Source organism: Citricoccus sp. NPDC055426 (assembly GCF_040677445.1).
In the GTDB taxonomy this organism is placed as follows: Bacteria; Actinomycetota; Actinomycetes; order Actinomycetales; family Micrococcaceae; genus Citricoccus.
Map to the genome: position 1 here is coordinate 1 of NZ_JBFARZ010000007.1, position 26,309 is coordinate 26,309.

The 26,309-nt window shown below is 68.0% G+C and carries 22 protein-coding genes; 10 read left to right on the forward strand and 12 right to left on the reverse strand.

All coding sequences use genetic code 11. The annotated features are described in order from the left end of the window. Positions 1-95 precede the first annotated feature (95 nt). Genes AB0K08_RS10940 through ychF form a run of 4 tightly spaced genes read right to left on the reverse strand, consistent with a single transcriptional unit; the run spans position 96 to position 7,227 of the window. Positions 96-1,373, reverse strand: coding sequence for a restriction endonuclease subunit S (locus tag AB0K08_RS10940; RefSeq protein ID WP_363354315.1), 1,278 nt, complete (start codon positions 1,371-1,373; stop codon positions 96-98). Positions 1,374-1,375: 2 nt separating this feature from the next. Next, positions 1,376-2,791, reverse strand: coding sequence for an N-6 DNA methylase (locus tag AB0K08_RS10945; RefSeq protein ID WP_363354317.1), 1,416 nt, complete (start codon positions 2,789-2,791; stop codon positions 1,376-1,378). Continuing rightward, positions 2,791-6,069: a type I restriction-modification system endonuclease gene (hsdR, locus tag AB0K08_RS10950; protein ID WP_363354319.1), complete on the reverse strand. Its 3,279-nt coding sequence runs from the start codon at positions 6,067-6,069 to the stop codon at positions 2,791-2,793. The genes AB0K08_RS10945 and hsdR overlap by 1 nt, the downstream gene beginning before the upstream one ends. Before the next feature lie 54 nt (positions 6,070-6,123). Further along, the gene (gene ychF / locus AB0K08_RS10955) at positions 6,124-7,227 is read right to left on the reverse strand and encodes a redox-regulated ATPase YchF (RefSeq protein ID WP_363354321.1); all 1,104 of its coding nucleotides are present in this window, start codon (positions 7,225-7,227) and stop codon (positions 6,124-6,126) included. 39 nt (positions 7,228-7,266) lie between these two features. Between ychF and AB0K08_RS10960 the strand changes: the two genes are divergently transcribed. Then, positions 7,267-7,791 carry a hypothetical protein gene (locus AB0K08_RS10960; protein ID WP_363354323.1) on the forward strand — a complete coding sequence of 175 codons (525 nt, stop codon included), beginning with the start codon at positions 7,267-7,269 and terminating at the stop codon, positions 7,789-7,791. A 130-nt stretch (positions 7,792-7,921) separates the two neighbouring features. Here the strand turns inward: AB0K08_RS10960 and AB0K08_RS10965 are convergent, their stop codons facing one another. Further along, positions 7,922-9,391 carry an amidase family protein gene (locus AB0K08_RS10965; protein WP_363354325.1) on the reverse strand — a complete coding sequence of 490 codons (1,470 nt, stop codon included), beginning with the start codon at positions 9,389-9,391 and terminating at the stop codon, positions 7,922-7,924. Between the two features lie 20 nt (positions 9,392-9,411). Then, on the reverse strand, positions 9,412-9,942 hold the full coding sequence (locus tag AB0K08_RS10970; protein WP_363354327.1) for an O-acetyl-ADP-ribose deacetylase: 531 nt from the start codon (positions 9,940-9,942) through the stop codon (positions 9,412-9,414). 138 nt (positions 9,943-10,080) lie between these two features. Here AB0K08_RS10970 and AB0K08_RS10975 point away from each other — a divergent pair, with 138 nt between their 5' ends. From AB0K08_RS10975 to AB0K08_RS10990, 4 genes are read left to right on the forward strand one after another with little or no spacing between them, the layout of a single operon-like run. Beyond that, the gene (locus tag AB0K08_RS10975; RefSeq protein WP_363354329.1) at positions 10,081-11,106 is read left to right on the forward strand and encodes an ABC transporter ATP-binding protein; all 1,026 of its coding nucleotides are present in this window, start codon (positions 10,081-10,083) and stop codon (positions 11,104-11,106) included. Between the two features lies 1 nt (position 11,107). Next, entirely contained in the window at positions 11,108-11,944 is an 837-nt protein-coding gene (locus AB0K08_RS10980; protein ID WP_363354331.1) for an ABC transporter permease, read from the forward strand. A gap of 13 nt (positions 11,945-11,957) precedes the next feature. Further along, positions 11,958-13,244 (forward strand): sensor histidine kinase, encoded by a 1,287-nt coding sequence (locus AB0K08_RS10985; protein ID WP_363354333.1) that lies wholly within the window; start codon positions 11,958-11,960, stop codon positions 13,242-13,244. After that, a complete protein-coding gene (locus tag AB0K08_RS10990) occupies positions 13,241-13,849 on the forward strand; it encodes a response regulator transcription factor (protein WP_363354335.1) in 609 nt (202 codons plus the stop codon). Before AB0K08_RS10985 ends, AB0K08_RS10990 begins: the two co-directional genes overlap by 4 nt. A gap of 28 nt (positions 13,850-13,877) precedes the next feature. On the opposite strand, the gene AB0K08_RS10995 is transcribed toward AB0K08_RS10990, so the two are convergent. Continuing rightward, the gene (locus AB0K08_RS10995; protein WP_363354337.1) at positions 13,878-15,485 is read right to left on the reverse strand and encodes a DASS family sodium-coupled anion symporter; all 1,608 of its coding nucleotides are present in this window, start codon (positions 15,483-15,485) and stop codon (positions 13,878-13,880) included. Positions 15,486-15,629: 144 nt separating this feature from the next. Here AB0K08_RS10995 and AB0K08_RS11000 point away from each other — a divergent pair, with 144 nt between their 5' ends. The 3 genes from AB0K08_RS11000 (at position 15,630) to AB0K08_RS11010 (ending at position 19,531) form a co-directional block, all read left to right on the forward strand. Then, positions 15,630-16,913: a DNA recombination protein RmuC gene (locus tag AB0K08_RS11000; protein ID WP_363354339.1), complete on the forward strand. Its 1,284-nt coding sequence runs from the start codon at positions 15,630-15,632 to the stop codon at positions 16,911-16,913. Between the two features lie 87 nt (positions 16,914-17,000). Beyond that, a complete protein-coding gene (locus AB0K08_RS11005; RefSeq protein WP_363354341.1) occupies positions 17,001-17,555 on the forward strand; it encodes an NADPH-dependent FMN reductase in 555 nt (184 codons plus the stop codon). Positions 17,556-17,851: 296 nt separating this feature from the next. Beyond that, on the forward strand, positions 17,852-19,531 hold the full coding sequence (locus AB0K08_RS11010; RefSeq protein ID WP_363354620.1) for a DEAD/DEAH box helicase: 1,680 nt from the start codon (positions 17,852-17,854) through the stop codon (positions 19,529-19,531). Positions 19,532-19,692: 161 nt separating this feature from the next. On the opposite strand, the gene AB0K08_RS11015 is transcribed toward AB0K08_RS11010, so the two are convergent. The 4 genes from AB0K08_RS11015 to AB0K08_RS11030 all read right to left on the reverse strand — a co-directional run bounded on the left by AB0K08_RS11015 (position 19,693) and on the right by AB0K08_RS11030 (position 23,883). Further along, positions 19,693-21,096: a GntP family permease gene (locus AB0K08_RS11015; RefSeq protein ID WP_363354343.1), complete on the reverse strand. Its 1,404-nt coding sequence runs from the start codon at positions 21,094-21,096 to the stop codon at positions 19,693-19,695. 104 nt (positions 21,097-21,200) lie between these two features. After that, entirely contained in the window at positions 21,201-21,710 is a 510-nt protein-coding gene (locus tag AB0K08_RS11020) for a gluconokinase (protein ID WP_363354345.1), read from the reverse strand. Further along, entirely contained in the window at positions 21,710-22,768 is a 1,059-nt protein-coding gene (locus AB0K08_RS11025) for a 4-hydroxy-3-methylbut-2-enyl diphosphate reductase (protein WP_363354622.1), read from the reverse strand. Before AB0K08_RS11025 ends, AB0K08_RS11020 begins: the two co-directional genes overlap by 1 nt. A 128-nt stretch (positions 22,769-22,896) precedes the next feature. After that, on the reverse strand, positions 22,897-23,883 hold the full coding sequence (locus AB0K08_RS11030) for a hypothetical protein (protein WP_363354347.1): 987 nt from the start codon (positions 23,881-23,883) through the stop codon (positions 22,897-22,899). Positions 23,884-23,960: 77 nt separating this feature from the next. On the opposite strand from AB0K08_RS11030, the gene xseA reads away from it, so the two are divergent. Next, positions 23,961-25,238, forward strand: a complete 1,278-nt coding sequence (gene xseA / locus AB0K08_RS11035; RefSeq protein ID WP_363354349.1) for an exodeoxyribonuclease VII large subunit — start codon at positions 23,961-23,963, stop codon at positions 25,236-25,238. Continuing rightward, positions 25,235-25,570 (forward strand): exodeoxyribonuclease VII small subunit, encoded by a 336-nt coding sequence (locus AB0K08_RS11040; RefSeq protein ID WP_363354351.1) that lies wholly within the window; start codon positions 25,235-25,237, stop codon positions 25,568-25,570. Before xseA ends, AB0K08_RS11040 begins: the two co-directional genes overlap by 4 nt. Here the strand turns inward: AB0K08_RS11040 and AB0K08_RS11045 are convergent. Beyond that, the gene (locus tag AB0K08_RS11045) at positions 25,567-26,136 is read right to left on the reverse strand and encodes a type 1 glutamine amidotransferase domain-containing protein (protein ID WP_363354353.1); all 570 of its coding nucleotides are present in this window, start codon (positions 26,134-26,136) and stop codon (positions 25,567-25,569) included. The two genes, AB0K08_RS11040 and AB0K08_RS11045, sit on opposite strands and share 4 nt — an antisense overlap. Positions 26,137-26,309: the final 173 nt, after the last annotated feature.

A 26,309-nucleotide genomic window follows, 5' to 3' on the forward strand; every position in this document is an offset into this window, starting at 1 on the left:
CCCGCTTAGTGTCCGATCCAACCGACCGAACCCCCGGAAAATCAACGATCCAAGGCCATGAGCCCTCAAATCAGCTCACAGTGGCACGAGTCAGGCTAGACAATGCCACGAAGTGCGCGGTTTCTAACTGCTCGTTTGGCGGCCTGAACTTTCTCCCGCACGTCCAACGTAATCTTGTACGCAGTTTCAATTCCGCTCAGTGCAGCCTCTATTACCGCTACAATCTCACCTTGCTCATCCCCGACAGGGTACTCAAATGGAAACGACTTGATTACCGTCTGTGAAATGTTCGGCTGCGCTCCACCCTTACCCAGGCTCATAAATCTCTCACGCGATGACTGCAGGAAATAAAAGAGAAACCGCGAGTCGACTTCTTCGTTCTTCGCTGCAACTGCGACAGCTTGATTTGTCGCCGCATCGAAAGCCAAGATTCCAGTTCTCCCGATAGTCGCTCCGTACATTGCAATCGCCACACTATCTTTCGGAAATACCTTGGCGCTGCTGCTTGAAATCGCATCTTCCGTGATGTACTCAGCGACTCCGTCGATCAAACCATCAGGCAGTTCGCCTGACTTGATCCAAGGGATGTGCCCCTGAAAGTATGCCTTATTGCTCCGCGCCGGGGTACCTCCGGATGCCCATCGGAAAGTGCCACCCAGCGTTGACTCCACCCAGTCTTCACGACTTTGACCGTTCTCGGCACGCCAATCTTCAGTCAGCATGCCGGAGACTCCAGCTTGGATGATGGAAGCGCGCCGCTGGGGTACTTGGTCGAGGAATTGGTCGAGGCGATCGAGTACGTCGTCGATCTTTTGGTTCGTGGATTGTAGTTTCTCGACGACTGCTTTCTGCTCATCAATCGGCGGCAGTGGGAACGGTGTAGCGGCCAAGTACTTATCCGACACTCTAGGAAGATTGATGCCTTTGGTGCCTGCGTTTGCCTGCTCGATGAAAAGATCCGATGAAACCCATGTTTCGAACCACCTCATCTCGACAAGGGGCGACTCCTCATAAACCAGGATGTCGGTGGAACAAACACCGTCAAAGTCAACAATCACGTGCTTGTCGAGGTAGGGTCGCAACTTTCCATACAGTAACTGGCCAGGTTTGAAGATCGACTTTGCGCTTTTCAAAGTGGAGGCAGCACCAAACCCGATAAGCCCTCCGCCTTTTTCAAGGTGTTCTAAGCCAACGTACTTCTCGGAACCGTCGAAGATTTCTGTCTTATCTCTGCTTGTTTGAACTGCCGCCCCAAGCCGCACCCATTTCCAGTGTCCTGGGATTTCATAGGGTTGTTCGTCTTCGGGTGCGAGGGCGTCTGCGGGGATTTGGTCGAAGTCGGTGATTATCGGGGTTGTGCGTTTCTTTGCCATGGTCACTCGGCCTCGTTGACGTTGGTACCGAGTTCTGCAGAGAGGGTGCGGAGCAGGTCGACTGCCTCATCGAGTAGGTCTGCTGCTGCGGCGGTCATCTGGCCGGGGTCTATGTCTGCTAGGTCGTTGCTGTTGTCGCTGGCACGGATCAGCCCTCGGTCGAGTGAGTCGTCTTTGTCGGCGATCTCTTCGCGCGTGAGGTGGCTCCACCGTTCGTCGGCGATGGCGGTGCGGTCGGTCGCGGCGTATGCAGCTTCGAAATCGGTGAAGTGTCCGGTTGTGAGTGGGGTGCGTTTGCCGAATGACGGCATGCTGGTGCGCAGGTCGTAGAACCAGACCCCGCTGGTGTTGCCTTTATCGGTTTTGCCGCGCTCGAAGAAGAGAACGTTTGTTTTGACGCCTTGGGCGTAGAAGATGCCGGTGGGTAGGCGCAGGATGGTGTGCAGGTTGCACTTGTCCATGAGGTCTTCGCGGATCCGTCTGCCGTCGCCGTCGGCGAAGAGTACGTTGTCAGGAAGTACTACCGCTGCGCGACCACCGGGGTTGAGGCTGCGGTAGATGTGTTGCAAGAAGTTGAGCTGCTTGTTTGATGTCGGGAAGGTGAGATCGTCACGGCTTGCGCGCTCTCCGCCCTTTTTCGTGCCGAACGGTGGGTTGGTGAGCACTAGATCGAAGCCGCGCACGTTCTTGCCAAGCGGTGAGAGCGTGTCACCGAGAGTAATTGGTGCTTCGATACCGTGCAGCATGGCGTTCATGAGTGCGAGGCGGTGGGTGTCGTGTACGAGCTCGACGCCGGTGAAGGCTTGTTTGACTTCAAACTCTGCTTGGTCTTGGTCGAGGGTGAAGAAGTCGTCGGTTGCTTCGCGTACGTGTTGGTTCGCGGCGATCATGAATCCGAAGGTGCCGCAGGCAGGGTCATTGCATTTCTCGCCTGGCTGAGGATCCATGAGCCTGACCATTACGTCGATGAGTACACGTGGTGTGAAGTACTGGCCAGCACCAGATTTCTTCTCGTTCGCGTTCTTCTCGAGTAGCCCTTCATAGAGGTTGCCGAGGCCTTCTTCCCGCGCTGAATACCAGTCGAGAGCGTCGATGGAAGAGATGATCTTCTTCAGGTTGGCGGGTTCATCGATGTTGGTAGACGCGCCCGCGTAGATCTCTTGCACGCGCCCAGTGGCATCTTCACCGAGATGCTGCAGGAGGTCTCGGTAGTAGCGCTTCAGCTCAATACCTGACTTGGTACGCAGCGTGTCCCATCGGTATTCGGCGGGTATCTGATCCTCGGTGCCAGTTTCCTTGGTCATTTTGAGGAACAGGATGTACGTCAGTTCGGTGACGTACTGGTGGTAGGTGATGCCGTCGTCGCGGAGTACATCGGAGAGTCTCCATAGTTTGGCGACGATGTCTTGGTTGTTCACTAGGCTGATACTTCCTCATACATGTAGGTGTTGATGTCTTCGACGACGGCTTCGAGCCGCCCTCGGAATGCTTTGTCAATGCGCGCGAATCCGCCCTGGCTTCGGAACCGCACGTCTTCGTCGAAGGTGTCACGGGTGATGAGTTCTTCGTTGGTGAGGTAGTCCCGGATGCGACCGAGCCAGGTCTGTTCGATCTTGCTGGGTTGGTACTCAATCTGAATTTTCGACAGGGCAAAATCGATGCGCTGGTCATGAGTATGTAGAGGCGAGCCGATGGCGTATCTACGTACGAGAGAGATGATGTCAGCAGTGATCTCAGTGTTGTTCATTTCCGATACGGCACTGGAAAGCTTCTGCGAGGTGAACCCCTCTCGATCGAGCGTGAGCTTGAGCGATTTGAGTTGCTCGCGGGTGAGATCGGATGGCTTAGTGCAGATTATCGTGAGCGCTGCGATCTCGTTCTGGTTATTCCGCAGATACTGAGTGAACTCTTCAAGGTAATCTTCAGGGTGTTTGGCGTCTCCGTAGTCGCGCGTGTGGGTAAGGAGTTCATCTGCCCTGTCAGAGATCACGAGGCGTTTTGCGCCACCGAACGAGTTGTCATCGAGGTAGGCGAACAACTCGGAGTGCGATTTCACCCATTCGGAAGCATCCTCAGGGCTCATGTTGCGCAGGGTCTCCGCAACTTCTTTCAAGGCCTTGCCACCCGCGAGATCACTCGCGTGTTCTGCCGCCTGCCCTTTAACTCGCTGGGTGCGACGCTGCAGTTTTGCAATGATCTGAGTGACGACAGATGCCAGCGATTCGCCATCGCTTTCGGAGTTTTCAGACGCGAAGTCGATGCCTTCGATGAGGTCAGCGAAAGACGTGTTGGGGTTCGCTGCCAACGGCTTCATGGTGTTGACCTGATCGAGAGCATCGTAGACTCCTACCGGGTCATAAATGTCAAACTTCTCTTTGCCGATCTCGGGGCAGAGCCTGGTCGCGCGACCGAGCATCTGCTCGAACAGGATGCGCGAGCGAACCCTTCTCAGGAAGACTAGTGCGGTGAGTTCGGGAACGTCGATGCCGGTGGTGAGAAGGTCAACGGTGACGGCAATTGACGGGAAGCGTTCGTTCTTGAACCGTTTGATCGCTTCCTTGATCTTCTTCTTATTTCCACCAGCCACACTGCCTGTGATTTTCATGATCGCATCGGTATCGACTCCGGAATCGGCATAAATGTCCTTCAGGAGATCGACGATCATGTCAGCGTGAGCGTCGTCGACGGCGTAAATAAGCGTCTTGCCATAGACCTCTGGTGAGGTTGGATCGAGATCCTGTGCAATTTCTTGGAGTACTGCACGGTTAAAGTCTTCAGTGATCACTGTCCGGTTGAACTGGTCAACCTTGAAGGTGACTTCGTCTTCAAGCTCAGCACTGTTCGTTATCTCACCGGTTTCAGGATCGTAGATCGGCAACGTTTCGCCTTTGTCGAACTTGATCCCGTCGCTTGAGAGCTTTGTGGTGAGCCGGTGCGGCGCATCGTGGTCTACAAGCCAGCCATCAATGACGGCTTCGCGGTAGGTGTACGTGTACACGGGCTGGCCGAAGATCTGTGTGGTGTGCAGTGCTGGGGTGGCTGTCAATGCGATCTTCGAGGCGTCGAAGTAGTCGATCACGCTGCGGTAAGCGGACTGATAATCAAACTGGTCTCGATACAGCGCTTCGTCCTCAGTCATGTCCTTATCGAGCAGGTAGCCTCGATGGGCTTCATCGACAATGATGAGATCAAAGTCCGACACCGCAGGTTTCGTTTCTCCATCTGTGTAGAAGACCCGTTTGACCATTCCCTGCACGGTAGACACCTGTACTCGTAGTTCAGGGTCGATGCCAACTTCTTCGAGGCCCTGGATCGAGTACAACTCATCGAGCGTCATGAGCTCCTCAAGCTTGACGTCTTTGAAAGTGTCTTCGGCCTGGTCACCCAAGCTTGTACGATCCACAAGGAACAAGATCCTGCGGAACCTGTCAGTCTTCAGGAAGCGATAGATCATTCCCAGCACAGTGCGAGTCTTGCCAGTGCCGGTCGCCATCGCGAGCAACGCATGCGTCTTCCCGCCAGTGATAGCCTTCTCCGCAGCATGAATTGCATCAATTTGGTAGCCGCGAAGATTGAGCCCATTCGGGTTGATGAGTAGATCATCGCCAAGGTTCGCCAACGCGTTGTCCGCTGCACCATTGTCAGCCTCAAAAACCTCCATCAAGCCTGTGGGGCTGTACCAGCCGTGCAACGCACGCGGCGCATTATCGGTGCTGCGGACATCTCGAAACCATACGCCTGACTTTGTTCGATACTGCTCGAGGTAAGGGCGGCCGTTGGTGGCGAAAATAAAAGGCACACTGTAGTCACCCCATCTCCCAAGAGTGAGATCGTGGTGTTCGGCTTTGATGGTCTGGGCGTAGTCCTTCGCTTGGTAATCCAAGACCGAGGGAACGTCCTGGTGAGTCGCCTTTGCCTCGACGACGGCCACGAGCTGCTTGCCAACGAAAAGTGCATAGTCAGCGAAACCACGGGTGCCACCATTCGCGAGAGCTGAATCTGTTGGCCATTCGGCGATTGCAATGTTCCTGCCAACTTGTGGTCGCGTACCCCTTGAATGCCGCAGCGCCTCAGTGTCAGCTTCCCAGCCGACTTGTCGCAGTTGTTCATCGATTAGTAGACGCGTTTCTGCCTCGGAGCGGGGGCGTTGGTTTGCTGCTTTTTCGCTGCGTTCGCGGCGCACAGTCTTGGTGACTGCAGGTGCCGCTTGTGCTTTCTCTTCATCGGCAGCGATCTGCGCGGCCTCGTCCTGCTCCAACGCGTGGGGGTCGGGCGCACGAGTACCGGTGGCAGGAAGCACGTACTCGGGAACGGTGAGGCTCACAGGTCCGTACGTCGTGGCGAACCAACCCGTAAGCGAATGCACTACGGGAAGAAACTGTCTTGCAGTTGCCTCGTCACCCCACCCATCGTGAGCGGCCTTGTTGCGTGCTTTACGCAGAAGATGGAGAACCTCTACGACGCCCTTGGGAAGTAACCCCTCGCGCTGGAGCGCGTCAATACGAGCAATGGCTCTGTTGTCTTCAGGTTCCTTCACATTGTCGAACTTGAACATCATCGACACGATTGATTCGCCGATCAAGCCTAGCTTCATGAGAGAAGAGTTGGGGTCCGACTGGCGGTATGCCTCAGCGAGATTACCTAGCGTCGCAAGCGAAGGGAACGGCCCCTTCAAGTAGTTGAAGTTTCCACCCATTTCACAAACTACCTTTCGCTAGATACCCATCTTGGGTCTGGCCGCTAGTTGCCGCTACTTCTTACTTCCAGACGTAAGGCCTGTACGGAACTCGACCACGTCGCCGTCCTGCATCACGTACTCCTTGCCCTCCATGCGGACCTTGCCGGCGGCCTTGGCATCGGCCATGGAACCGGCCGCCACGAGGTCGTCGAAGGACACGATCTCGGCCTTGATGAAACCGCGCTCGAAGTCCGTGTGGATCACGCCGGCGGCCTTCGGGGCGGTGTCGCCCTTGTTGATGGTCCAGGCCCGGGCCTCCTTGGGCCCCGCGGTCAGGTAGGTCTGCAGTCCCAGGGTGTGGAAGCCGGTGCGGGCCAGCTGGTCCAGCCCGGACTCGTCCTGGCCGTTCATCTCCAGCATCTCCCGGGCCTCCTCCTCGTCCAGTTCCACGAGGTCGGACTCGAGCTTGGCGTCCAGGAAGACGGCGTCGGCGGGGGCCACCAGGTCACGCAGCTCCTGCTGCCGGGCAGCGTCACCCAGCACGCCGTCGTCGGCGTTGAAGACGTAGATGAAGGGCTTGGCGGTCAGCAGGCTGACCTCGCGCAGCCGCTCCATGTCGAGGCCCTCCGACTCGATCGCGGAGAAGACGGTGTCGCCGCGTTCAAGCACGGTCTGGGCGCCCTGCAGGGCCGCGAGCTCGGCGGCCTCGCGCTTCTTGCCCTTGACTTCCTTCTCGACGCGCGGGATCACCTTCTCGAGGGTCTGCAGGTCCGCGAGGATCAGCTCGGTATTGATGGTCTCCATGTCCGAGGCCGGGTTGACCGCCCCGTCCACGTGGACCACGTCCGGGTCGTCGAAGGCCCGCACCACCTGGGCGATGGCGTGGGACTCGCGGATGTTCGCCAGGAACTGGTTGCCGAGCCCCTCCCCCTCGGAGGCTCCCTTGACGATTCCGGCGATGTCCACGAACGAGACGGTCGCCGGCAGGATCTTCTGGGACCCGAAGATGCCCGCGAGCTGATCGAGCCGAGGGTCCGGCAGGTTCACCACCCCGACGTTCGGCTCGATCGTGGCGAACGGGTAGTTCGCTGCGAGCACAGTCTGGCGGGTGAGAGCGTTGAAGAGGGTGGACTTGCCCACATTGGGCAGGCCGACGATTCCGATAGTAAGAGCCACGGTTGTCCATGCTACCGGTGCCCCGATAGCGTCGTGGACGTGAGTGACCAACCAGAACAGCCCATCGACCCATCCACCGACCCGGCCGCAGTCCCCGGAACCGATCAAGAGACGGATCCGAATCTCGTAGCCGCCGGCACCCCGTTGCCCGAGGGCCAGCCCCAGCCGCCGTCCGAGCGCATCTCCCCGCTGGTCTTCCTCGCCATCGAGCAGGCCCTGGAGTTCGCCACCGAGGACGGCGACGCCGTGGTGCCCTTCCTCCTCGGCTACATCGACGAGGAGCAGAAGGGCATGTGGAAGCTGCCCGGCGCAGACGAGGACCAGATGCGCGCCCAGATCGCCCAGCTGGAGCCGCGCCCCGAGATGGCCGTCTCCGTGTTCGACGCCCGGCTCGAGGTCGAGGGCCAGCCCCACGACGCCTTCGTGCTGGAGGCCTTCGACAACGCCGAGCAGTCATCGGCCACCGTGATCCAGCTGTACTCGCCGGCCGGTGAGGACACCGAGGCCGAGGCCGTGGGCGCCCCGCAGCTGTTCGCCAACGGGGAGAACATCCTGCGCGCCTGAGCATCCCCGAGGTTCAGAGCATCCCCGATGTTCAGAACACCCCGACTTTGAGGGCAATCCCACCGGTGGGATTGCCCTCAAAGCGCTGGGCGGCGGTGGGATTGCCCTCAAAGCGTTGGTGCCGCCGGCGTCAGATCGCCGGGGCGCGGTCCGCGTGGCGCGTCGCCTCGTCGTAGGCGCGGGCCACCCGCAGCAGGTCCACGTCCCGGCCCGGTGCCCCGACGAGCTGCAGCCCCACGGGCAGCCCCGCCGCGGTGAACCCGCCCGGCACCGAGATCGCCGGGCAGCCGGTGGCGGAGATCAGGGTCACCGAGCGCATCCACTCGATGTACGTCTGCATCGGCGTTCCCGCCACCTCGCGCGGCCACGTCCACTCGGCGGGGAACGGCACCAGCTGGGTGGTCGGCGCCAGCAGCACATCGACGCCGCGGTCTCCGCTCCCCTCCGCAGGCCCCGCCCCGAAGAACCGCCCGATCTCCCGGTCCAGCCGGCCCCGGGCCACGGCCACCTCCATCAGGTCCACCGATGTCAGGGCCAGCCCGCGCTCCACGTTCCAGAGCACCTCGTCCTTCACCTGCCCCGGGTGAGACGCCACCACGTCCCGCAGGGCCAGCGCCATGTCGAAGGCCCGCGTGGCATCGAACACCCGGTCGGCCTCGCGCAGCCGGGGGCACCCCTGGACCACGCTGGCCCCAAGCCCGGCCAGCACCTCGGCCTGCCGGAGCACGACGCCGGCCACCTCGTCTTCCACGGGCACGTCCAGTCCGAAGTCGGTCGTCACCGCGACCCGCACCCCGGCCAGCGGCCGGTCCGGAGTGCCCCGGCCCACCGCCTCGGTGAGGAGGTCCGCGAAGGCCCCGGCCGGCGTCGGGCACCAGGCAGGCGAGCGGGCGTCCGGGCCGGCGATGACGGACAGCGCGAGGATCACGTCCTCGACCGACCGGGCCATGGCGCCCTTCTGGCCCAGCCAGGCCCGCGGATCCCGGGCCGGCGCGTTGGGGACGACCCCGGGGGTGGCGCGGAATCCGACGACGTTGTTGAATGCCGCCGGGTTGCGCAGCGAGCCGCCCATGTCCGAGCCGTCGGCCAGCGGCTGGATGCGCGTGGCGAGGGTGACGCCCGCACCTCCCGAGGAGCCGCCGGCGCTGCGGGTGAGGTCATAGGGGTTGAGGGTCGTGCCGAAGACCTCGTTGTAGGTGTGGGAGCCGGCGGCGAACTCCGGGACGTTGTTCTTGCCGGTGGAGATCACGCCGGCACGCTGGAACCGCTCGATCACCGCGTCGGACTGACGGGGCACGAGGTCCGCGAAGAGCGGGGAGCCGGAGGTGGTGCGGATGCCGGCCGTGGCGTGGGTGTCCTTGTGGGTCATGGGGATCCCGTGCAGCACCGGCAGCTCCTCCGGGGCGGTGGCGGCGGCGAGCTCGTCGGCGGCGAGCGCCTGGGCCCTGGCCTGCTCGCGAACCTGGGTGACCACGGCGTTGACGGCGGGGTTCACCGCGTCGATCCGCGCGATGTGGGCTTCAAGGACCTCGCGGGCGGAGATCCGGCGGTGGCGCAGGGCGGCGGCGAGATCGCGGGCAGACAGGCTCAACGGGTCCATGCCCGCATCCTAGACGGCCGCTATCCGTCGAGGGCCTCGCGGAAGGCCTGTTCGGCCGCCTCCGAGAACGGGACGAAGACGACCGAGGCGACCGGGCCGGCGTCGGGACCGACCTCCGCGGCCATGGCACGGCAGGTCTGCACCGCGATGCGCGCCGCGTCGTCCATCGGCCATCCGTAGACACCGGCGGAGATCGCCGGGAAGGCCACGCTGGCCGCGCCGATCCGCACCGCCACCCGTAGCGACTCCCGGTAGCAGGACGCCAGCGTCTGGGACTTGTCGATGGTCTTCGCATAGGTGGGTCCCACGGTGTGGATGACCCACCGTGCCGGCAGCCGGCCGGCGGTGGTGGCGACGGCCTGGCCCGCCGGCAGCCCGTCCGGCAGCTCCTCCTCCCGCAGCAGGCGGCAGGCGGCGAGGATCTCGGGCCCGCCCCGTCGGTGGATCGCCCCGTCCACACCCCCGCCGCCGAGCAGGGTGGAGTTGGCGGCGTTGACGACCGCGTCGGCGGTGGATCGCGTGATGTCTCCCGGTTCGATGCGCAGTTCCATGGCGCCACGGTACGTCTCCCACGTCGATCGGCACATCGGCTGGCCGGCACCGGGCGGTGCGCATCCATGACGGATGTCATGCGCACCAGGTGACGCCCGGCAGATCCGCCGGGAGCCGCGCCGGAACAGACTGGAGTCATGAACTCGACAGCCCCCACCGCCACCGCGTCCCCGGGCGCCACCACCGACAACCCAGGCCCTGCGCCCTCCGCCCTGCGGGCCTCGCAGGTCCACCAGCAGTTCGGTGGCGGCGCCGCCGCCGTGCATGCCGTCAACGGCGTGGACCTCGAGATCCGCCGCGGGGAGATCGTGGCCCTGCTCGGCCCCAACGGCGCCGGCAAGACCACATTCCTGGACCTGGTGCTCGGGTTCGCCCACCCCACCTCCGGTTCCCTGTCCGTCCTCGGCAGGACGCCGCGGCAGGCGGTCCTGGAGGGTCGCGTCGGGGCGGTGCTGCAGACCGGCGGGCTGCTGCACGACCTCACCGTCCGCGAGACGGTCTCCATGGTGGCCGCCTGCCACGCCCGCCACCTGCCCGTGGCCACGGTCCTGGAGCGCGCCGGGGCCACCGCCATCGCCTCCCGCAGGGTGCGCAAGTGCTCCGGCGGTGAACAGCAACGCCTGCGCTTCGCCCTGGCCCTGCTCACGGAGCCGGACCTGCTGCTGCTGGACGAGCCCACGGCCGGCATGGACGTGCGGGCCCGCAAGGAGTTCTGGGAGACCATGCAACTCGAGGCCGAACGCGGCCGCACGGTGGTGTTCGCCACCCACTTCCTCCAGGAGGCCTCAGACTTCGCCGACCGGATCGTGCTGATGCGCGCCGGCCGGATCGTGGTGGACGGCCCCGTGGACGAGGTCACCGACACCGGCCACCGCACGGTGTCCGCCCTCTGGGACGGCCCCGGCACCCCCGAGGAGGCGGCCGCGAAGCTGGGCCTGTCCGACGCCGTCACCCACCAGAACGGCCGGGTGCGGTTCACCGCCCGGGACACGGACCGGCTGGCCCATCTCCTGCTCGCGGGCGAACTCGCCCACGACCTGACCATCACCGCCGCCTCCCTGGACGAGGTCTTCCTCGACCTCACCGCGGACGGCCCGCCGGCTCCTGCGGCCGGCACCGCCGATCCACGCCATGATTCGCGCAGCTCGCGCAAGGAGAACTGACATGACCACCCCAACCACCGTCCCCGCCAGCACCACGGGCCACTCGAGCCACCGGAGGCGATCCACCCTGCGCATCATCACGGGCTTCGCCGGCTGGGAGTTCCTGCGCAACGTGCGGATGATCGAGTCCACGTTCTTCATCGTGGTGCTGCCCACCGTGCTCTACGTGATGTTCGGGGCCCTGTCGTCCTTCGGCGACTCCCCCGCCGGCAACGGCAACGTCTCCGCCTACAACATGACCGCCATGACCGTCTACGGCGCCACCATGGCCACCAGCGTCATCGCCGGCTCAGCCGCGCTGGAACGCCAGCAGGGCTGGGGCCGGCAGCTCGGGCTGACGGGGCTGACCGGGTCCGGCTACATGGTCGGGAAGGTGCTGGTGGCCCTGGGCATCGCCGTCATGCCGATCATCGTGGTCTTCACCGTCGGCGCCCTGACCGGGGCGCGGTTCGACGAGGCCTGGATGTGGCCGGCGTCCGGGGCCCTGGCCCTGCTGGGCGCCGTGCCGTTCGCCCTGTACGGGCTGGGCGCCGCCCTGCTCTTCCGCTCGGAGGCAGCCGTGTCCGCGGCCTCCGGCATCCTCGTGGTGCTCGCGTTCTTCGGCAACCTGTTCATGCCGCTGTCCGGGACCCTGCTGGACATCGCGAAGTTCACGCCGATCTACGGCATCGCGGCCCTGACCCGGTGGCCCCAGCTGGAGGGCACCATCGTCAGCATGGAGGAGGGCGCCCTGTCGAGTGACCCGCTCTGGACAGTCGTGCTAAACGTAGTGGCATGGACCGCCATCTTCGCCGTGATCTGCCTGATCGCCTCGCGCCGCACCACCCGGCGCAGCTGAGGGCGGGGCAGGGATGACGGATCCCGCCAGCGGCGGAGTCGGCAGCACCGTCTCGGCCGGCAGTCAGGGGGCCTACGGGCCCGGGGAGTGGCCCGAGGTCCCCCTCAGGCCCCACGAACGGGCCCCCGTCCTCATCACGGCGGGGGTCTGGCTGGTCTTCCTCATCCTCCCGCTGGTGGCCATGATCAACTCCGATGCCCCGCCCGGTCTCAAGGTCCTCGGGTTCTGTGGCCTGGCCGCCTTCGTGGCCCTCTACCTGGGTCACTTCGTCTGGCCGTGGCCGTACCACCCGCTGCCGCACTGGCTGAACACCGTCGTCGTCACGCTGCTGCTGTGCCTGTGCGTGGTGGCCACGGCCCCGGCCGGAGGGCTCAACGTCTTCAACTTCCTGCCCTTCACGCTGGCGATCTGGATCTTCCCGCACCGGCTCAGGATCGGCATCCCCGTGGCCGTGGGCCTGGCGACGACCTGGCTGGCGGCCGCCCTGCTGGTCGATGCCGGCGAGGACCGCTTCTGGCTGATCATCCCCACAGGCCTCGCCCTGTTCGTCATGATCGCGCTGCGCCTGGCCATGGAGCGCGAGGAACGCTCCCGGATCCTCAGCGAGGAGCTCGCCCTCTCCCGCCAGCGGGAGCGGGTCGGCCGGGACGTGCACGACGTCCTGGGCCACTCCCTGACCGTGATCACCCTGAAGACCGAGCTGGCCCGGCGGCTCGTGGACGCGGATCCGGCCCGCGCCCAGGCCGAGCTCGACGAGGTCCTGGCGATCTCCCGCCAGTCCCTGGCCGAGGTCCGCAACACCGTGGGCGGGCTGCACGTCCCGGAGCTGGGCGCCCAGCTCGCCTCGGCCCGCACCGCGCTGGACGCCGCCGGGATCACCACCCGGCTGCCGGACCCCGCCACCGTCGCCTCCCTGCCCGCCGACCGCCGCGAGCTCTTCGCCTGGTGCCTACGGGAGGCCGTCACCAACGTGATCCGCCATGCCGGCGCCTCCCACTGCACCGTCACCCTCACCGCGGACCGGCTCACGGTGTCCGACGACGGCCGGGGACTCCCCCGTCCCGCCTCCTCGGAAGGTGCCCGGGTCTCGGAACAGGCCCGGGTGACGGAACAAGCCCAGGTGACGGAACAGGCCCAGGTGACGGGGCCGGCGTCGGACGCCTCCCCGGCGCCGCCGGGATCCGGGACCGGGCTGCGCGGCATGCGCCACCGCGTCACCGAGGCCGGTGGCATCCTGAGTGTGCGCCCGGCGCAGAGCCACGGGGACCGCCCCGGCACGATCGTGGAGGTGGTCCTGTGAGCATCCGGCTCCTGCTGGCGGACGATCAGGCCCTGGTGCGCGGCGCCCTGGCCGCCCTGCTGGCCCTGGAGCCGGACCTCGAGGTGGTCTCCGAGCTCGGCGACGGCACGCAGGTGGCCGCCGCCGTGGCCGAGCACCGGGTGGACGTGGCGCTGCTGGACATCGACATGCCGGGGCTGGACGGGATCGAGGCGGCCCGGGCCATCACGGCGGGCGGCACGGGGTGCCGGTCCCTGATCGTCACCACCTTCGGCCGGCCCGGCTACCTCCGGCGCGCGCTCGAGGCCGGGGCCAGCGGATTCGTGGTCAAGGACACCCCCGCGGACCAGCTGGCCGAGGCGGTGCGCACGGTGCACGCCGGGCAGCGGGTGGTGGACCCCACGCTCGCGGCCGAGACCCTGGTGTCCGGCTCGAACCCGTTGACGGTCCGCGAGCGGGACGTGCTGCGGGCCGCCCAGGACGGCTCGAGCGTGCGCCAGATCGCCGCCGCCCTGTTCCTCTCCCCCGGCACGGTGCGCAACCACCTGTCCTCCGCGATCGGCAAGACCCACACCGCCAACCGCACCGAGGCGGCCCTCGCGGCACGGGACCACGGCTGGCTGTAGCCGCAGGAGGGGACCTCGGTGCGGACGGTCAGAACACCAGGCCGAAGGCCCAGACGCCGAGGGTCATGGTGGTCAGCGTGATCAACACGATGCCGATGAGGTTCAGGTACAGCCCGCCCTTGACCATCTGGCCGATCGTCACATAGCCGGAGCCGAAGGCGATGGCGTTCGGCGGGGTGGCCACCGGCAGCATGAACGCGCAGGTGGCCGCCAGGGCCACCGGGATGGCGAGCATCATCGGATCGACCCCCACGCCGACCGCCACCCCGCCGGCCACGGGCAGGAAGGTGGCCGCCGTCGCCGTGTTGGAGGTCAGCTCCGTCAGGAAGAGGATGGCCAGCGCCAAGATCGCCACGAGCAGCCAGACCGGGATCCCGGACAGCCCGGAGACCTGCTCGCCGATCCAGTCCGCGAGCCCGGAGTCGCTGAACCGTGCCGAGAGGGCCAACCCGCCGCCGAACAACAGCAGCACGCCCCACGGCAGCTTCACGGCCGAGTCCCAGTCGAGCAGCCGGACGCCGCGGGCGGCCCCGGCCGGGAGCAGGAACAGCAGCAGGGCGGCCACCATGGCGATCCCGGCATCGCTGATGAGCCCCTCGAAGGCCAGCGGGATGGTGATCCACGAGACGGCGGCCAGCACGAAGACCACCAGGACGCGGACCTCCCCGGAGTTCATCCGGCCCAGCTTGGACAGCTCCTCGTTGATGAGTTTGCGCCCGCCCGGGATCTCCGTGATCTCCGCCTTGAACAGGACGCGGGTCAGCAGGAACCACACGATGACCAGCATCACCAGTGACAGCGGCAGACCCACCAGCATCCACTGGCCGAAGCCGATCGTCACCCCGTGCGCGTCGGCCATGTAGCCGGCGAGCAGGGCGTTCGGCGGGGTGCCGATCAGGGTGCCGAGCGAGCCCACGGAGGCGGCATAGGCGATGCCGAGCATCAGGGCCGTGCCGAAGTTGGACTTGATCACGGCCTCCTTGACGTCACTGGAGTTCGGGTCGGAGGACTCCTGCACCGGGTTGGACCGGTCTGCGGCGACCACGAGCGTCAGCACGGAGACGCCGATGGGGATCATCATGACCGCGGTGGCCGTGTTGGACACCCACATGGACAGGAACCCGGTGGCGATCATGAAGCCGGCCACCACACCGCCCGGCTTCGTGCCCATGGCCCGGACCGTGACCAGGGCGATGCGCCGGTGCAGGTCCCAGCGCTGCATGGCCAGCGCCAGGATGAAACCGCCCATGAACAGGAAGATGATGTCATTGCCGTAGGAGGCCCCGACCGCCCCGATCTCGATCTCCTGGCCGAACACCGGGAACGCGATGAGGGGGATCAGCGAGGTGGCGGGGATGGGGATGGCCTCGGTCATCCACCAGACCGCCATCAGGACGGCGACGGCGGCCGTCAGCCGCGCGTTGTGCTCCACGTCCGCGGGCATCACCAGGAACACCAGGGCGGCGAGCACCAGCCCGGCACCGAAGCCGACCCAGCGACGCCGGTGCTGACGGCGTTCCTCGGCCGGGGCCTGTTCCCCCGGGGACCGGTGGTCTTCCGGCGGGTCCTGTCCTGCCGGGCCCGAGGGGTGCTGGGCGGTGGATTCCGAGCGTGCCTGTCCGGAGGTGTCTGACATGGTGGACCGTCCTTTCGTGGTCTGGTCCGGCCGGTGGTGACAGACCACACACTAAGTCCGAGGTCAGGGTGAAATCGATGCTTGGCCCGCTCACGGCGGCGGGGCGCGGCCTAACGGGTCCGTCACCTTTGGCAGGCTGGAGGAATGGAGACTTCAGCAGTGGTGTTGGTGGCCGTCGTGTGCGTGGTCGCGGGCCTGGGGGTGGGAGCCGTGGCCGGGGCGTGGCTGGTCTGGTCGCGCGGCCGGGGCACCTGGGAGGAGGCTGCCGCTGAGGCCCGGGAGCAGGCCCGGTCGTCCCGGGAGGAGCTGGCCGAGGCACAGGCCGCGCTGGCGGCCGCGGAGGCCGAGAGCCGGGTGCTCGCCGCGGAGCGCACCGCGGACCGGGACCGCTCCGCCGCCGAGTCCACGGTGCTCAAGGCCCTGGCACCGGTGGGCCAGCGCCTGGAGACCCTGCAGCGCCAGGTGGGGATGCTGGAGCGGGACCGCGTGGAGCAGTACGGGCAGCTCTCCGAGCAGCTCAAGACCGCGGCCGCCACGGACACGGCGCTGCTGGTGAACACGCGCTCGCTCGTGGCCACCCTGAAGTCCACCTCGGCACGGGGCCACTGGGGTGAGGTCCAGCTGCGCCGCGTGGTGGAGGCCGCCGGCATGCTGGCGCACACGGACTTCTCGGAGCAGGAGGTGCTGCGCGGCGAGGAGGACCGGATCCTGCGCCCGGACCTGGTGGTCCGGCTGCCCGGCGGGAAGGCGCTGGCGGTGGACGCCAAGGCGCCGCTGGCCGCGGTCCTGGAGGCCGAGGAACTCGCCGGTGACGTGACCGCGGAGGCGGCCAGCCGTCGTCGGGAGTTGCAGTTGGCCCACGCCCAGGCCGTCCGCGCGCATGTGGACGCCCTGTCCGCCAAGCAGTACTGGCAGGGATTGGAGGACTCCCCCGAGCTGGTGGTCTGCTTCCTGCCGGCCGAGTCCTTCCTGGCCGCGGCGCTGGAGGCGGACCCCGGCCTGCTGGACCACGCCTTCTCCAAGGGTGTGGCCCTGGTGGCACCGGTGTCCCTGCTGGCGGCACTGAAGTCCGTGGCCTATTCCTGGCGGCAGGAGACCCTCACGGAGAACGCCCGTGAGCTCTTCGTGGCCTCCCAACAGCTCTACCAGCGGCTGGGGACCCTCGGCGGGCATGTCACCAAGCTGGGCGGCTCCCTGAAGTCGGCCGTGGAGAAGTACAACGCCATGGTCGGCACCCTCGAGTCCCGCGTGCTGCCCTCGGCCCGCCGGATCGGAGAGCTGGATCCCACGAACGGGGAGGCGATGGCGCCGCCGAAGCCGGTGGAGTCCACCCCGCGGGTGCTGTCCGCGGCGGAACTGCTGGACGGGGGATTCCCGGCGGATCCCGCCGGAATGTCACGGACATCACAGGACCGGCGGGAGGCCTGACGGAATAGACCCGGAGTGAACACGGTTGTGCAGGTATGAATCCTTGAATATTCAAGGAAATTCCCTGAATCGTCTGGAAGGACACCCATGCGCATCGGTTACATCGTCGGCTCCCTCGCCCAGAACTCCATCAACCGCCGCCTGGCCAAGGCGCTCGAGGCGCTGGCCCCGGAGGGTGTGGAGCTCTTCGAGATCTCCATCAGCGAGCTGCCCCTGTACAACTGGGACTTCGATGCCGACTACCCGGCCGCCGCCCTGGACTTCAAGGAAGCCGTGTCCTCCGCGGACGGCATCCTCTTCGTCACCCCGGAGTACTCCCGCTCCGTTCCGGCCGCTCTGAAGAACGCCATCGAGTGGGGCGCCCGCCCCTGGGGCCAGGCCGTGTGGGGCGGCGTCCCCGCCGCCGTCATCGGCACCTCCCCCGGCGGCACCGGCACCGCCATGGCCCAGCAGCACCTGCGCAACATCCTGGCCCACCTGGACATGAAGACCATGGGCCAGCCGGAGTCCTTCATCCAGTCCCGCGAGGGCGCCATCGCCGAGACCGGTGAGGTCCAGGACGAGACCCTGCTGCCGATCCTGCAGGGCTTCGTGGAGGCACTGACCGCCCACGTGGAAGCCAACGCCCGCGTCTCAGCCTGATCCCGGCACCGCCTGAGCACGGCACCGCCTGAAGACAGCGGACCCCTCGACCCGATCCGGCGTCGAGGGGTCCGCTGCCTTCCGGGGCGATGACGGCGGTACCGCCCCGATGCCGTAGACTGGGCGGTAGCCAACCGGGCAGGACCCTTCCTCTCCGGTGCCGGCCAGCACCGCGTTGAGTGGCTCTAGTGAGGCCGCCCCGCCAGTGCCAGGGCCGGGTCTTCTCTTCCACCCGGACGGATTCCACTTTCGTGACTTCTCTTCAGCCTGCCGCCGTTTCCGGCGGTACCACCACCCTGCCCTCCTCCGCCACGGGCGGCGACTCGGGCTTCACCGAGCTGGGCGTGCCCGCCGGCCTGGCCGCCGCGCTGGCGCCGCAGGGCATCACCTCCCCCACCCCGATCCAGAAGGCGACCCTTCCGGATTCCCTGACCGGCCGTGACGTGCTCGGCCGTGGCCGGACCGGCTCCGGCAAGTCCTACGCGTTCCTGCTGCCGCTGGCCTCCCGGCTGGACGACGGCCGCACCGCCCAGGCCCGCCGGCCCCGCTCCCTGGTGCTGGCCCCGACCCGCGAGCTGGCACTCCAGCTCGAGGACTCCTTCAAGCCCCTGGCCGCCGCCACGGGCCTGGTCTCCCACACCATCTTCGGCGGCGTGGGCCAGAATCCGCAGGTGAAGGCGCTGCAGCGCGGCGTGGACGCCCTCGTGGCCTGCCCGGGCCGCCTGCTCGACCTCATGGGCCAGGGCCACGTGGACCTGTCCGGCGTGGAGATCCTCGTGATCGACGAGGCCGACCACATGGCGGACATGGGCTTCCTGCCGATGGTCCGGCGCATCCTGGACAAGGTGCCCGCCCCGGCCCAGAAGATGCTCTTCTCCGCCACCCTGGACGAGGGCGTCGGCGTGCTCGTGAAGAAGTACCTCAAGAACCCCGTGGTGCACGAGGCCGACTCGGCCGTCTCCCCCGTGGCGAAGATGGACCACCACGTGGTGTCCGTGGACGGCGACGACAAGCTCGGCACCCTAGCCGACCTGTGTGCCGCCCCGGGCCGGACGATCGTGTTCACCCGCACCAAGTACGGCGCCAAGAAGGCCGCCAAGCAGCTGCGCCAGCGCGGAGTCACCGCCCTGGAGCTGCACGGCAACCTCTCCCAGAACGCCCGGACCCGGAACCTGGACGCCTTCCACAACGGCACCGCCGGCACCCTGGTGGCCACCGACATCGCCGCCCGCGGCATCCACGTGGACGACGTCTCCCTGGTGATCCACTCGGATCCGCCCACCGAGCACAAGGCCTACCTGCACCGTTCCGGCCGCACCGCCCGCGCGGGCCAGGCCGGCACCGTGGTGACCCTGGCCGGCCGCGAACAGCGCAACGAGGTCCGCAGCCTGATGCGGGCCGCGAAGATCACCCCGACCGTGCACGCCGACGGCGCCGACGCCTCCCTGCTGGAGATGCTGGCCCCCGGCGAGCGCATCTTCCTGGAGACGGCCGAGCTCGAGAAGCTGCTGTCCGTCTCCACCCCGAACGGCCAGCAGTCCGGCCAGAACGCCGGCAACGGCGGCGGCCAGGGCGGCGGACGGTCCCGCAGCCGCGGTGTCCAGGGCGGTGGCGGGCGCTCCGGCGGCCGCGGCGGCCAGGGCGGCGCGCGCTCCGGCAGCCGCGGCGGCTCCCGGTCCGGCGCTCCGTCCGGTGAGCGCTCGGGCCACGATCGCACCGGCGACGGTGGTGGCAGCGGGGGCGGTCAGGGCGGCCGCGGGGCCGGGCGTCCCGGGAACCGCCGCGCGGGCACCTCGGCCGGCGCGCCGTCGTCGGGCGGGCGGGTCTACTCCTCCGAGACCGGCGGCCGCAACACCGACTACCGCCAGGGCCAGAACGACGAGGGCGGTCGCGGGGGCCGCGGCGGTGGCTCCGGCCGCACCCGCAACGGCCGCAGCCGCCGCGCCTCCAGCGGCCAGGGCTCGCCCCGCGGCTGACGGTCCGGCCGAGTCGCGACACCGACCAGACGGAAACACCCCCACCTCGGTATCGAGGTGGGGGTGTTCTCGTCGGGCCGCGGCCCGGCCCCGGGCACACAGTGACCGGACCACGTCACGACGGTGGGGGTCAGGTCACTTTGCGCCTAGAGGGGGCTGGGTCAGCCCAGGGCGCCGGCCAGGGCGAAGATGATCCAGGCGATGGCGAAGCCCATCACGCCGATGAGCGTCTCCAGGACCGTCCACGTCTTCAGGGTGGTCTTGACGTCCATGTTGAAGAAGCGTCCCACCAGCCAGAAGCCGGAGTCGTTGACGTGGGAGGCGACCACGGAGCCGGCGGCCACGGCGATCACCATAGCGGCCACCTGGACCGGGTTGTAGTCGGCGGCCGCCACCCCGGCGCTGACGAGCCCGGCGGCGGTGGTCAGGGCCACGGTCGCCGAGCCCTGGGCGATGCGCAGCACGGCGGCGATGATGAAGCCGGCCAGGATCAGCGGCACACCGAGGTCGGACAGGGAGTCCTCCAGGGCGTCGCCGATCCCGGAGGTGCGCAGCACGGAGCCGAACATGCCGCCGGCGCCGGTGACGAGGATGACGGAGCACACCGGGCCCAGGGCGCCCTCGAGGGTCTTCTCGATGACGGACTTCTCGGTGCCCCGGGCGGTGCCCAGGGTCACCATCGCGACGAGCAGGGTGATGAGCAGGGCCACGGGGGTCTCACCGAGGGTGCGCAGGACCTGGAACCAGGTGGCCTGGCCCACGGCCTCGTCCAGGACGCCGCCGCGGGCCAGGGTGTCCAGACCGGTGTTGAGGAAGATCAGGACCATGGGCAGCAACAGCACGAGCACCACCACGGCGAACCGGGGCGGGTTCTTCTCCTGCGCCTCATCGGCGTGGCCGAGGATAGAGGGGACGGGCAGCTGCCATTTCCTCCCGGCCCAGCGGCCGAAGAGGTAGCTGGTCACGTACCAGGTGGGCAGGGCCGCCACCAGGCCGAGCAGCATGACCAGGCCGACGTTGGCCTCGAAGAACGCGGCCGCGGAGACCGGGCCGGGGTGCGGGGGCAGGTAGATGTGCATGACGGAGAACGCGCCGGCCACCGGCAGGCCGTAGCTCAGCACCGAGCCGCCCAGGCGGCGGGCCACGGCGAACACCACCGGCAGCATGACCACCAGGCCGGCGTCGAAGAAGATCGGGAAGCCGAAGAGCAGCGAGGCCACCCCCAGGGCGAAGGGGGCGCGTTTCTCCCCGAACCAGCTGATCAGCGTGTCCGCCAGGACCTTGGCGCCGCCGGACATCTCGACGAGCCGGCCGAGCATGGCGCCCAGGCCGACCAGCAGGGCCACGGTGGCCAGGGTGCTGCCGAAGCCGTCCGTGGCGGTGGACACCACCAGCTGGGGCGGGATCCCGGCGGCGAAGGCGGTCAGGATGCTGACCAGCACGAGCGCCGGGAACGCGTGCATCTTCAGGTACATGATGAGGAACAGCAGGACGAGGATCGCGGCGGCGGCGATGCCGAGCAGCGGTCCGGCCCCCAGGGTCGGGGTCCAGTCGTCGATGGTCATGGGTGGGCCTTCGGTTCGGGGCGCGCCCCGGCGGCCCGGTCAGGGCGTGGGGCTACGGCGCGGTGGATGGTGCCCGCCGGCCCGCGTCCCGGCCGCGGTCCGGATCAGAGTCCGGCGACGACGGCCAGGGCCCGTTCGACAAGCTCGTCCACACTACCGGAGTTCTCCAGCACCCGGCCGTCCTCGTCCTCCTCCAGCGGCTCGAGGGTGGCGAGCTGGCCGGGGACCATGGACGCCGGCATGAAGTGCCCCGTCCGGTGCTCCATCCGGTCGACGATGACCGCGGGATCACTCCGCACGTGCAGGAACACCACGCGCCCCGCGGCCTCGCGCAGCAGGTCACGGTAGGAGCGCTTGAGCGCCGAGCACGTGCAGATGGTGCCGCCGGCCGCGGACTCCCGGTCCATCCAGTCGCGCAGGGACCGCAGCCAGGGCCAGCGGTCCTCGTCCGTCAGCGCGGTGCCGGCGGACATCTTGGCGATGTTGGCCGCCGGGTGGAAGTCATCGGCCTCCGCGTAGGGCCGGTCCAGCCGTGCCGCCAGGCGTTCGGCCAGGACCGTCTTGCCCGAGCCGGAGATCCCCATGATCACGAGGTGGAGGGGTCCGGGTCCCATCAGCTGGTGGTGCTGCGGTGACGGCCGCCGAGGGAACGGTCGTTGTCTCCGACCTTCTTCATCTCGGCGCGCAACTCCTTGGGCAGGGAGAAGATGATGTCCTCCTCGGCCGTGACGACCTCCTCCACGGAGCCGTAGCCGTACTGCGAGAGCAGGGCCAGCACGTCCGTCACGAGGGTCTCCGGCACCGAGGCACCCGAGGACAGGCCCACGGTGGCCACGCCCTCGAACCAGGACTCATCCACCTGGTGGGCGAAGTCCACGCGCTCGGCGCGCTGCGCGCCATACTCCAGCGCGACCTCCTTCAGGCGGACCGAGTTCGAGGAGTTCGCCGAGCCCACGATGATCACCAGGTCGCAGTCCGGGGAGATCTTCTTGATGGCCGCCTGGCGGTTCGAGGTGGCGTAGCAGATGTCATCCGAGGGCGGATCCTGCAGGTTCGGGAACCGATCGCGCAGGATGGCGACGATCTCCAGGGTCTCGTCCACGGACAGGGTGGTCTGGGACAGCCAGATCAGGTTGTCCGGGTCGTCCACCTGGACCGTCCGGGCCTCGTCCGGGTTGTTAATGATGGTCGTGTGGTCGGGGGCCTCACCGAAGGTGCCCTCGACCTCCTCGTGGCCTTCGTGCCCGATCAGCAGGATGCGACGGTCCTGCTTGGAGAAGCGCACGGCCTCGCGGTGCACCTTGGTGACCAGCGGGCAGGTGGCGTCGATGGTCTGCAGGCTGCGCTCGGCGGCCTGGGACACCACGGCCGGGGACACCCCGTGGGCGGAGAAGACCGTCAGGGCGCCCCGGGGCACCTCGTCCAGCTCGTTGACGAAGACCACGCCCTGGGCCTCGAGGGTCTCGACCACGTGCCGGTTGTGCACGATCTCCTTGCGCACGTACACCGGCGCCCCGTGGTGCTCCAGGGCCTTCTCCACCGCCACCACGGCGCGGTCCACTCCGGCGCAGTAGCCGCGGGGGGCGGCGAGCATGACCTTCTTGTCCCCGGGCACGACGACGGCCGCCTCCACCTCTTCGCGGCTGCGGCGGGCGCGGGGGATGTGGGGCATCCCCACGGAGACGGGGGCTGCGGAGGCTGCGGTGGTACCGGGGGCGGCAGCGGCTGCTGCATGAACGGTGGACATATGTTCCAGTCTACCGGCGGACCCGCCACTGGCCACCGGACGTGAGGGACGCCTCAGCGGGCTCCGGCCTCGCTGCGCCGCGTGCCGTCCGTGCCGGGGCGGGCCCCGGAGACGAGGGCGGTGATCAGGCCCAGCACGGCGACGACCCCGCCTCCGACCACCAGCAGCAGGGTGTCCGGCATGGCGTACCCCCGGACCCCCTCCAGCAGGGAGGCGGCCGCGGCCCGGGCGATGCCGTCCAGGTCCGCGGCGGGGGCCAGCCGCTGAAGTCCCCACCGCGCGGCGGCCCCCAACGCGAGGACGGTGACCCCGGCCACGATCAGAGCGGTGCCCTTGCGGCGCCGGGGCGCGGCCATCAGCGCCAGCAGCACCAGCACCGCGGAGGTGCCGGCCAGCCACGGCCACCGGTACAGGTTGCCCACCGTCCACGCCACGGCGTCCATCGGGACCGTCTCCGGGTCCGGAACGGTGAGGTCGACCGCCAGGGGTGAGGCGCCGCCGTCGGGCCCGGCGCCTGGGTCCGTCCCACCCTCCGAGACGATCCGGTCCGCGCCCTCGCGGACGGCCGGGGCGAGCACGGAGCCGCCGGGCAGGGTCTCTGCGGATGCGGCGATCCGGTCCACCCCGAGGTCGAGGATCGGGGCCAGTTGCAGGTGCAGGGTTGCGGCCTCTGCGGGCACCTGGCCCTGCTGGAGCGCGGCCAGCCGGCTCACCCAGTCCGTGCGGGTCTGCTCCAGGGTCTCGGCCCAGGCCCCGGGGAACCGCTCGTCGGTCACCAGGCCGTCGGCGGCGGCGCTGACGAGGTCGCCCACGCCGTCCCGCAGGAAGGAGGGGACGGCCTCGGGCAGCTGCTCCGAGACGATGCGGTCGACCTCCTCCGGCAGTGCCGCGCGCAACTCCGGGTCCTCGGACATCGGGCCGGCGATCCGCTGCAGCGGCTCCGGGGTGTGGACCAGCGCCTCCGCGCGGGCGCCCACGAGCGACAGGGCCGCCAGCAGCCCGGCCAGGACGGCGAGGAGGATCGACAACGCCGTGCGCATAGTGGCTCCGTTCGTGGGGTGTCGGGGCCTAGCCTAGATGGAGACGAGCACCCGCACCGCGAGAGGACCACCGAGGCATGGACGAACCGCAGCCCCCCGGCACGCTCCCGGCCACCGCCGCCGGCACCGCACCGGACTCCCCCTGGCCGCTGCGCGTCCTCTCGGAGAACCTGAAGGCGTACTTCGAGCGGGCGCCGGAGGCCTGGATCGAGGGCCAGTTGATCGAGTTCAAGGTGATCCGGGGCAACGCCTGGATGACCCTGCGGGACCTCGACGCCGACTACTCGCTGCCCGTGACGGCGTGGCGGAACGTGGCCTCCACGCTGGAGGGCACGGTGGAGCAGGGCTCCCGCGTGGTCGCGTGCGTCAAACCCAGCTTCTACACCAAGACCGGGCGGCTGAGCATGATCGCCTCCGCCATGCGGCCCGTGGGGATCGGGGACCTGCTGGCCCGGGTGGAGAAGCTGCGCCGCGCCCTTCAGGCGGAGGGGCTGACCGCCGAGAGCCGCAAGAGGCCGCTGCCCGTGCTGCCGAACCTCATCGGGCTGGTCACCGGCAAGGACTCGGACGCCATGAAGGACGTGATGCGCAACGCGCACCTGCGCTGGCCCGCCGCACGGTTCGAGGTGCGCGAGGTGGCCGTGCAGGGGGCGAACGCGCCGCGGGAGGTGATGGCCGCCGTCGCCGAACTGGATGCGCACCCGGAGGTGGACGTGATCGTCATCGCGCGCGGCGGCGGGGCCCTGGAGGAGGTCATCCTGCCGTTCTCGGAGGAGGCCCTGGTCCGCGCCGTGGCCGCCGCCCGCACGCCCGTGGTCTCCGCGATCGGCCATGAGGCGGACCGGCCGGTGCTGGACGACGTGGCGGATGTGCGCGCCTCCACCCCCACGGACGCGGCCAAGCGGATCGTGCCGGACGCCGCCGCCGAGCGCGAGGCCATCTCCGGGGCCCGGCTGCGGCTGGCCTCCGGGGTGGAGCGGCTCGTCCTGAACGAGGCTCAGCACCTGGCCGCCCTGCGGTCCCGCCCGGTGATGGCCCAGCCGGAGCGGATGGTGGACGAGCGCGCCCAGGACCTGGACCGGGTCCGCGAGCGCGCCCGCACTGCGCTGGGCGGTCGGCTGGACCGGGAACACGACGCCGTGGGGCACCTGCGGGCCCGGGTGCGGTCCCTCTCCCCGCAGCGGACGCTGGACCGCGGCTACGCGGTGGTCCAGCGCCGAGGCCAGGTGGTCCGTGACGCCGGACAGGTCACCGCCGGGGACCGGCTGGACATCCTGGTGGCCGCCGGCCGGATCGGCGCCGCCGTCACCGAGACCGAGACCATGGGTACAACAACCACCGAGGAGAACGCATGAGCGCCACCGACCCGAAGACCACCGGATCCCCCGCAGCAGCCACCGTGGACGGATTCTCCGCCGCGGACACCTCGGATATCGCGACCATGAGCTACGAGCAGGCTCGCTCCGAGCTCGTGGAGACGGTCTCGCGCCTGGAGGCCGGCGGGGCGGGGCTGGAGGAGTCGCTCGCCCTCTGGGAGCGCGGCGAGGCCCTGGCGGATCGCTGCGAGGCCTGGCTGGACGGCGCCCGCGCCAGGCTCCACGAGGTCCGGGCGAAGGTCGCCGGTACCGGTCCCGACGCCGGCTCCGGCACCGGCCCTGAGACCGGTGCCGGCCCAGACGTGGGCTAGGCGGTCTGGCCGGAGTGCCTGCCCTCCGCGAACTCCTCGACCATCTTCGCGTTGAACGCGTCCAGGTCACCCGGGTTCCGGCTGGTGGTCAGCCCCTCGTCCACCACGACCTCCTCGTCCACCCAGGTGGCACCGGCGTTCTTCAGGTCCTCGGACAGGGAGTGGTAGCTGGTGAGCGTCCGGCCCTGGACCACGCCGGCGTTGATGAGCGTCCACGGGGCGTGGCAGATCGCGGCCACGGGCTTGTGTGCCTCGAAGAAGCCGCGGACGAAGGCCTGGACCCCGGTGTCCACCCGGAGGGCGTCGGCGTTCAGGGTCCCGCCGGGCATGACGAGGCCGTCGAAGTCCGCGGCGGACACGGAACCCGCCGCGTGGTCCACGGTGAAGGTGTCCGCATGCTCCCAGTCGCCGTTCATGGCGGTGATGGTCCCGGTCTCCAGCGAGACGAGCCGGGGCTGGCCGCCGGCGGCCTGGACGGCCTCCCACGGTGAGGTGAGCTCCACCTGCTCCACCCCGCGGGTGGCGAGGAAGGCGATGGTCTGTCCTGCAAGCTGCTGAGTAGTCATACCCCCACCCTAGGCACGCACCCCCGGGGTGCTGGCAAGCTCGCAGGGCCAGCATCTTCAGATCGATTGACCTCGTGATACCCCGCAGATACGCTCTCCCCCAGCTGGCGAATCACACATCAAACCAGCATCTGGCATGCAAGTTCAGTGCCGACGGCCCAGTGAGACCTGCT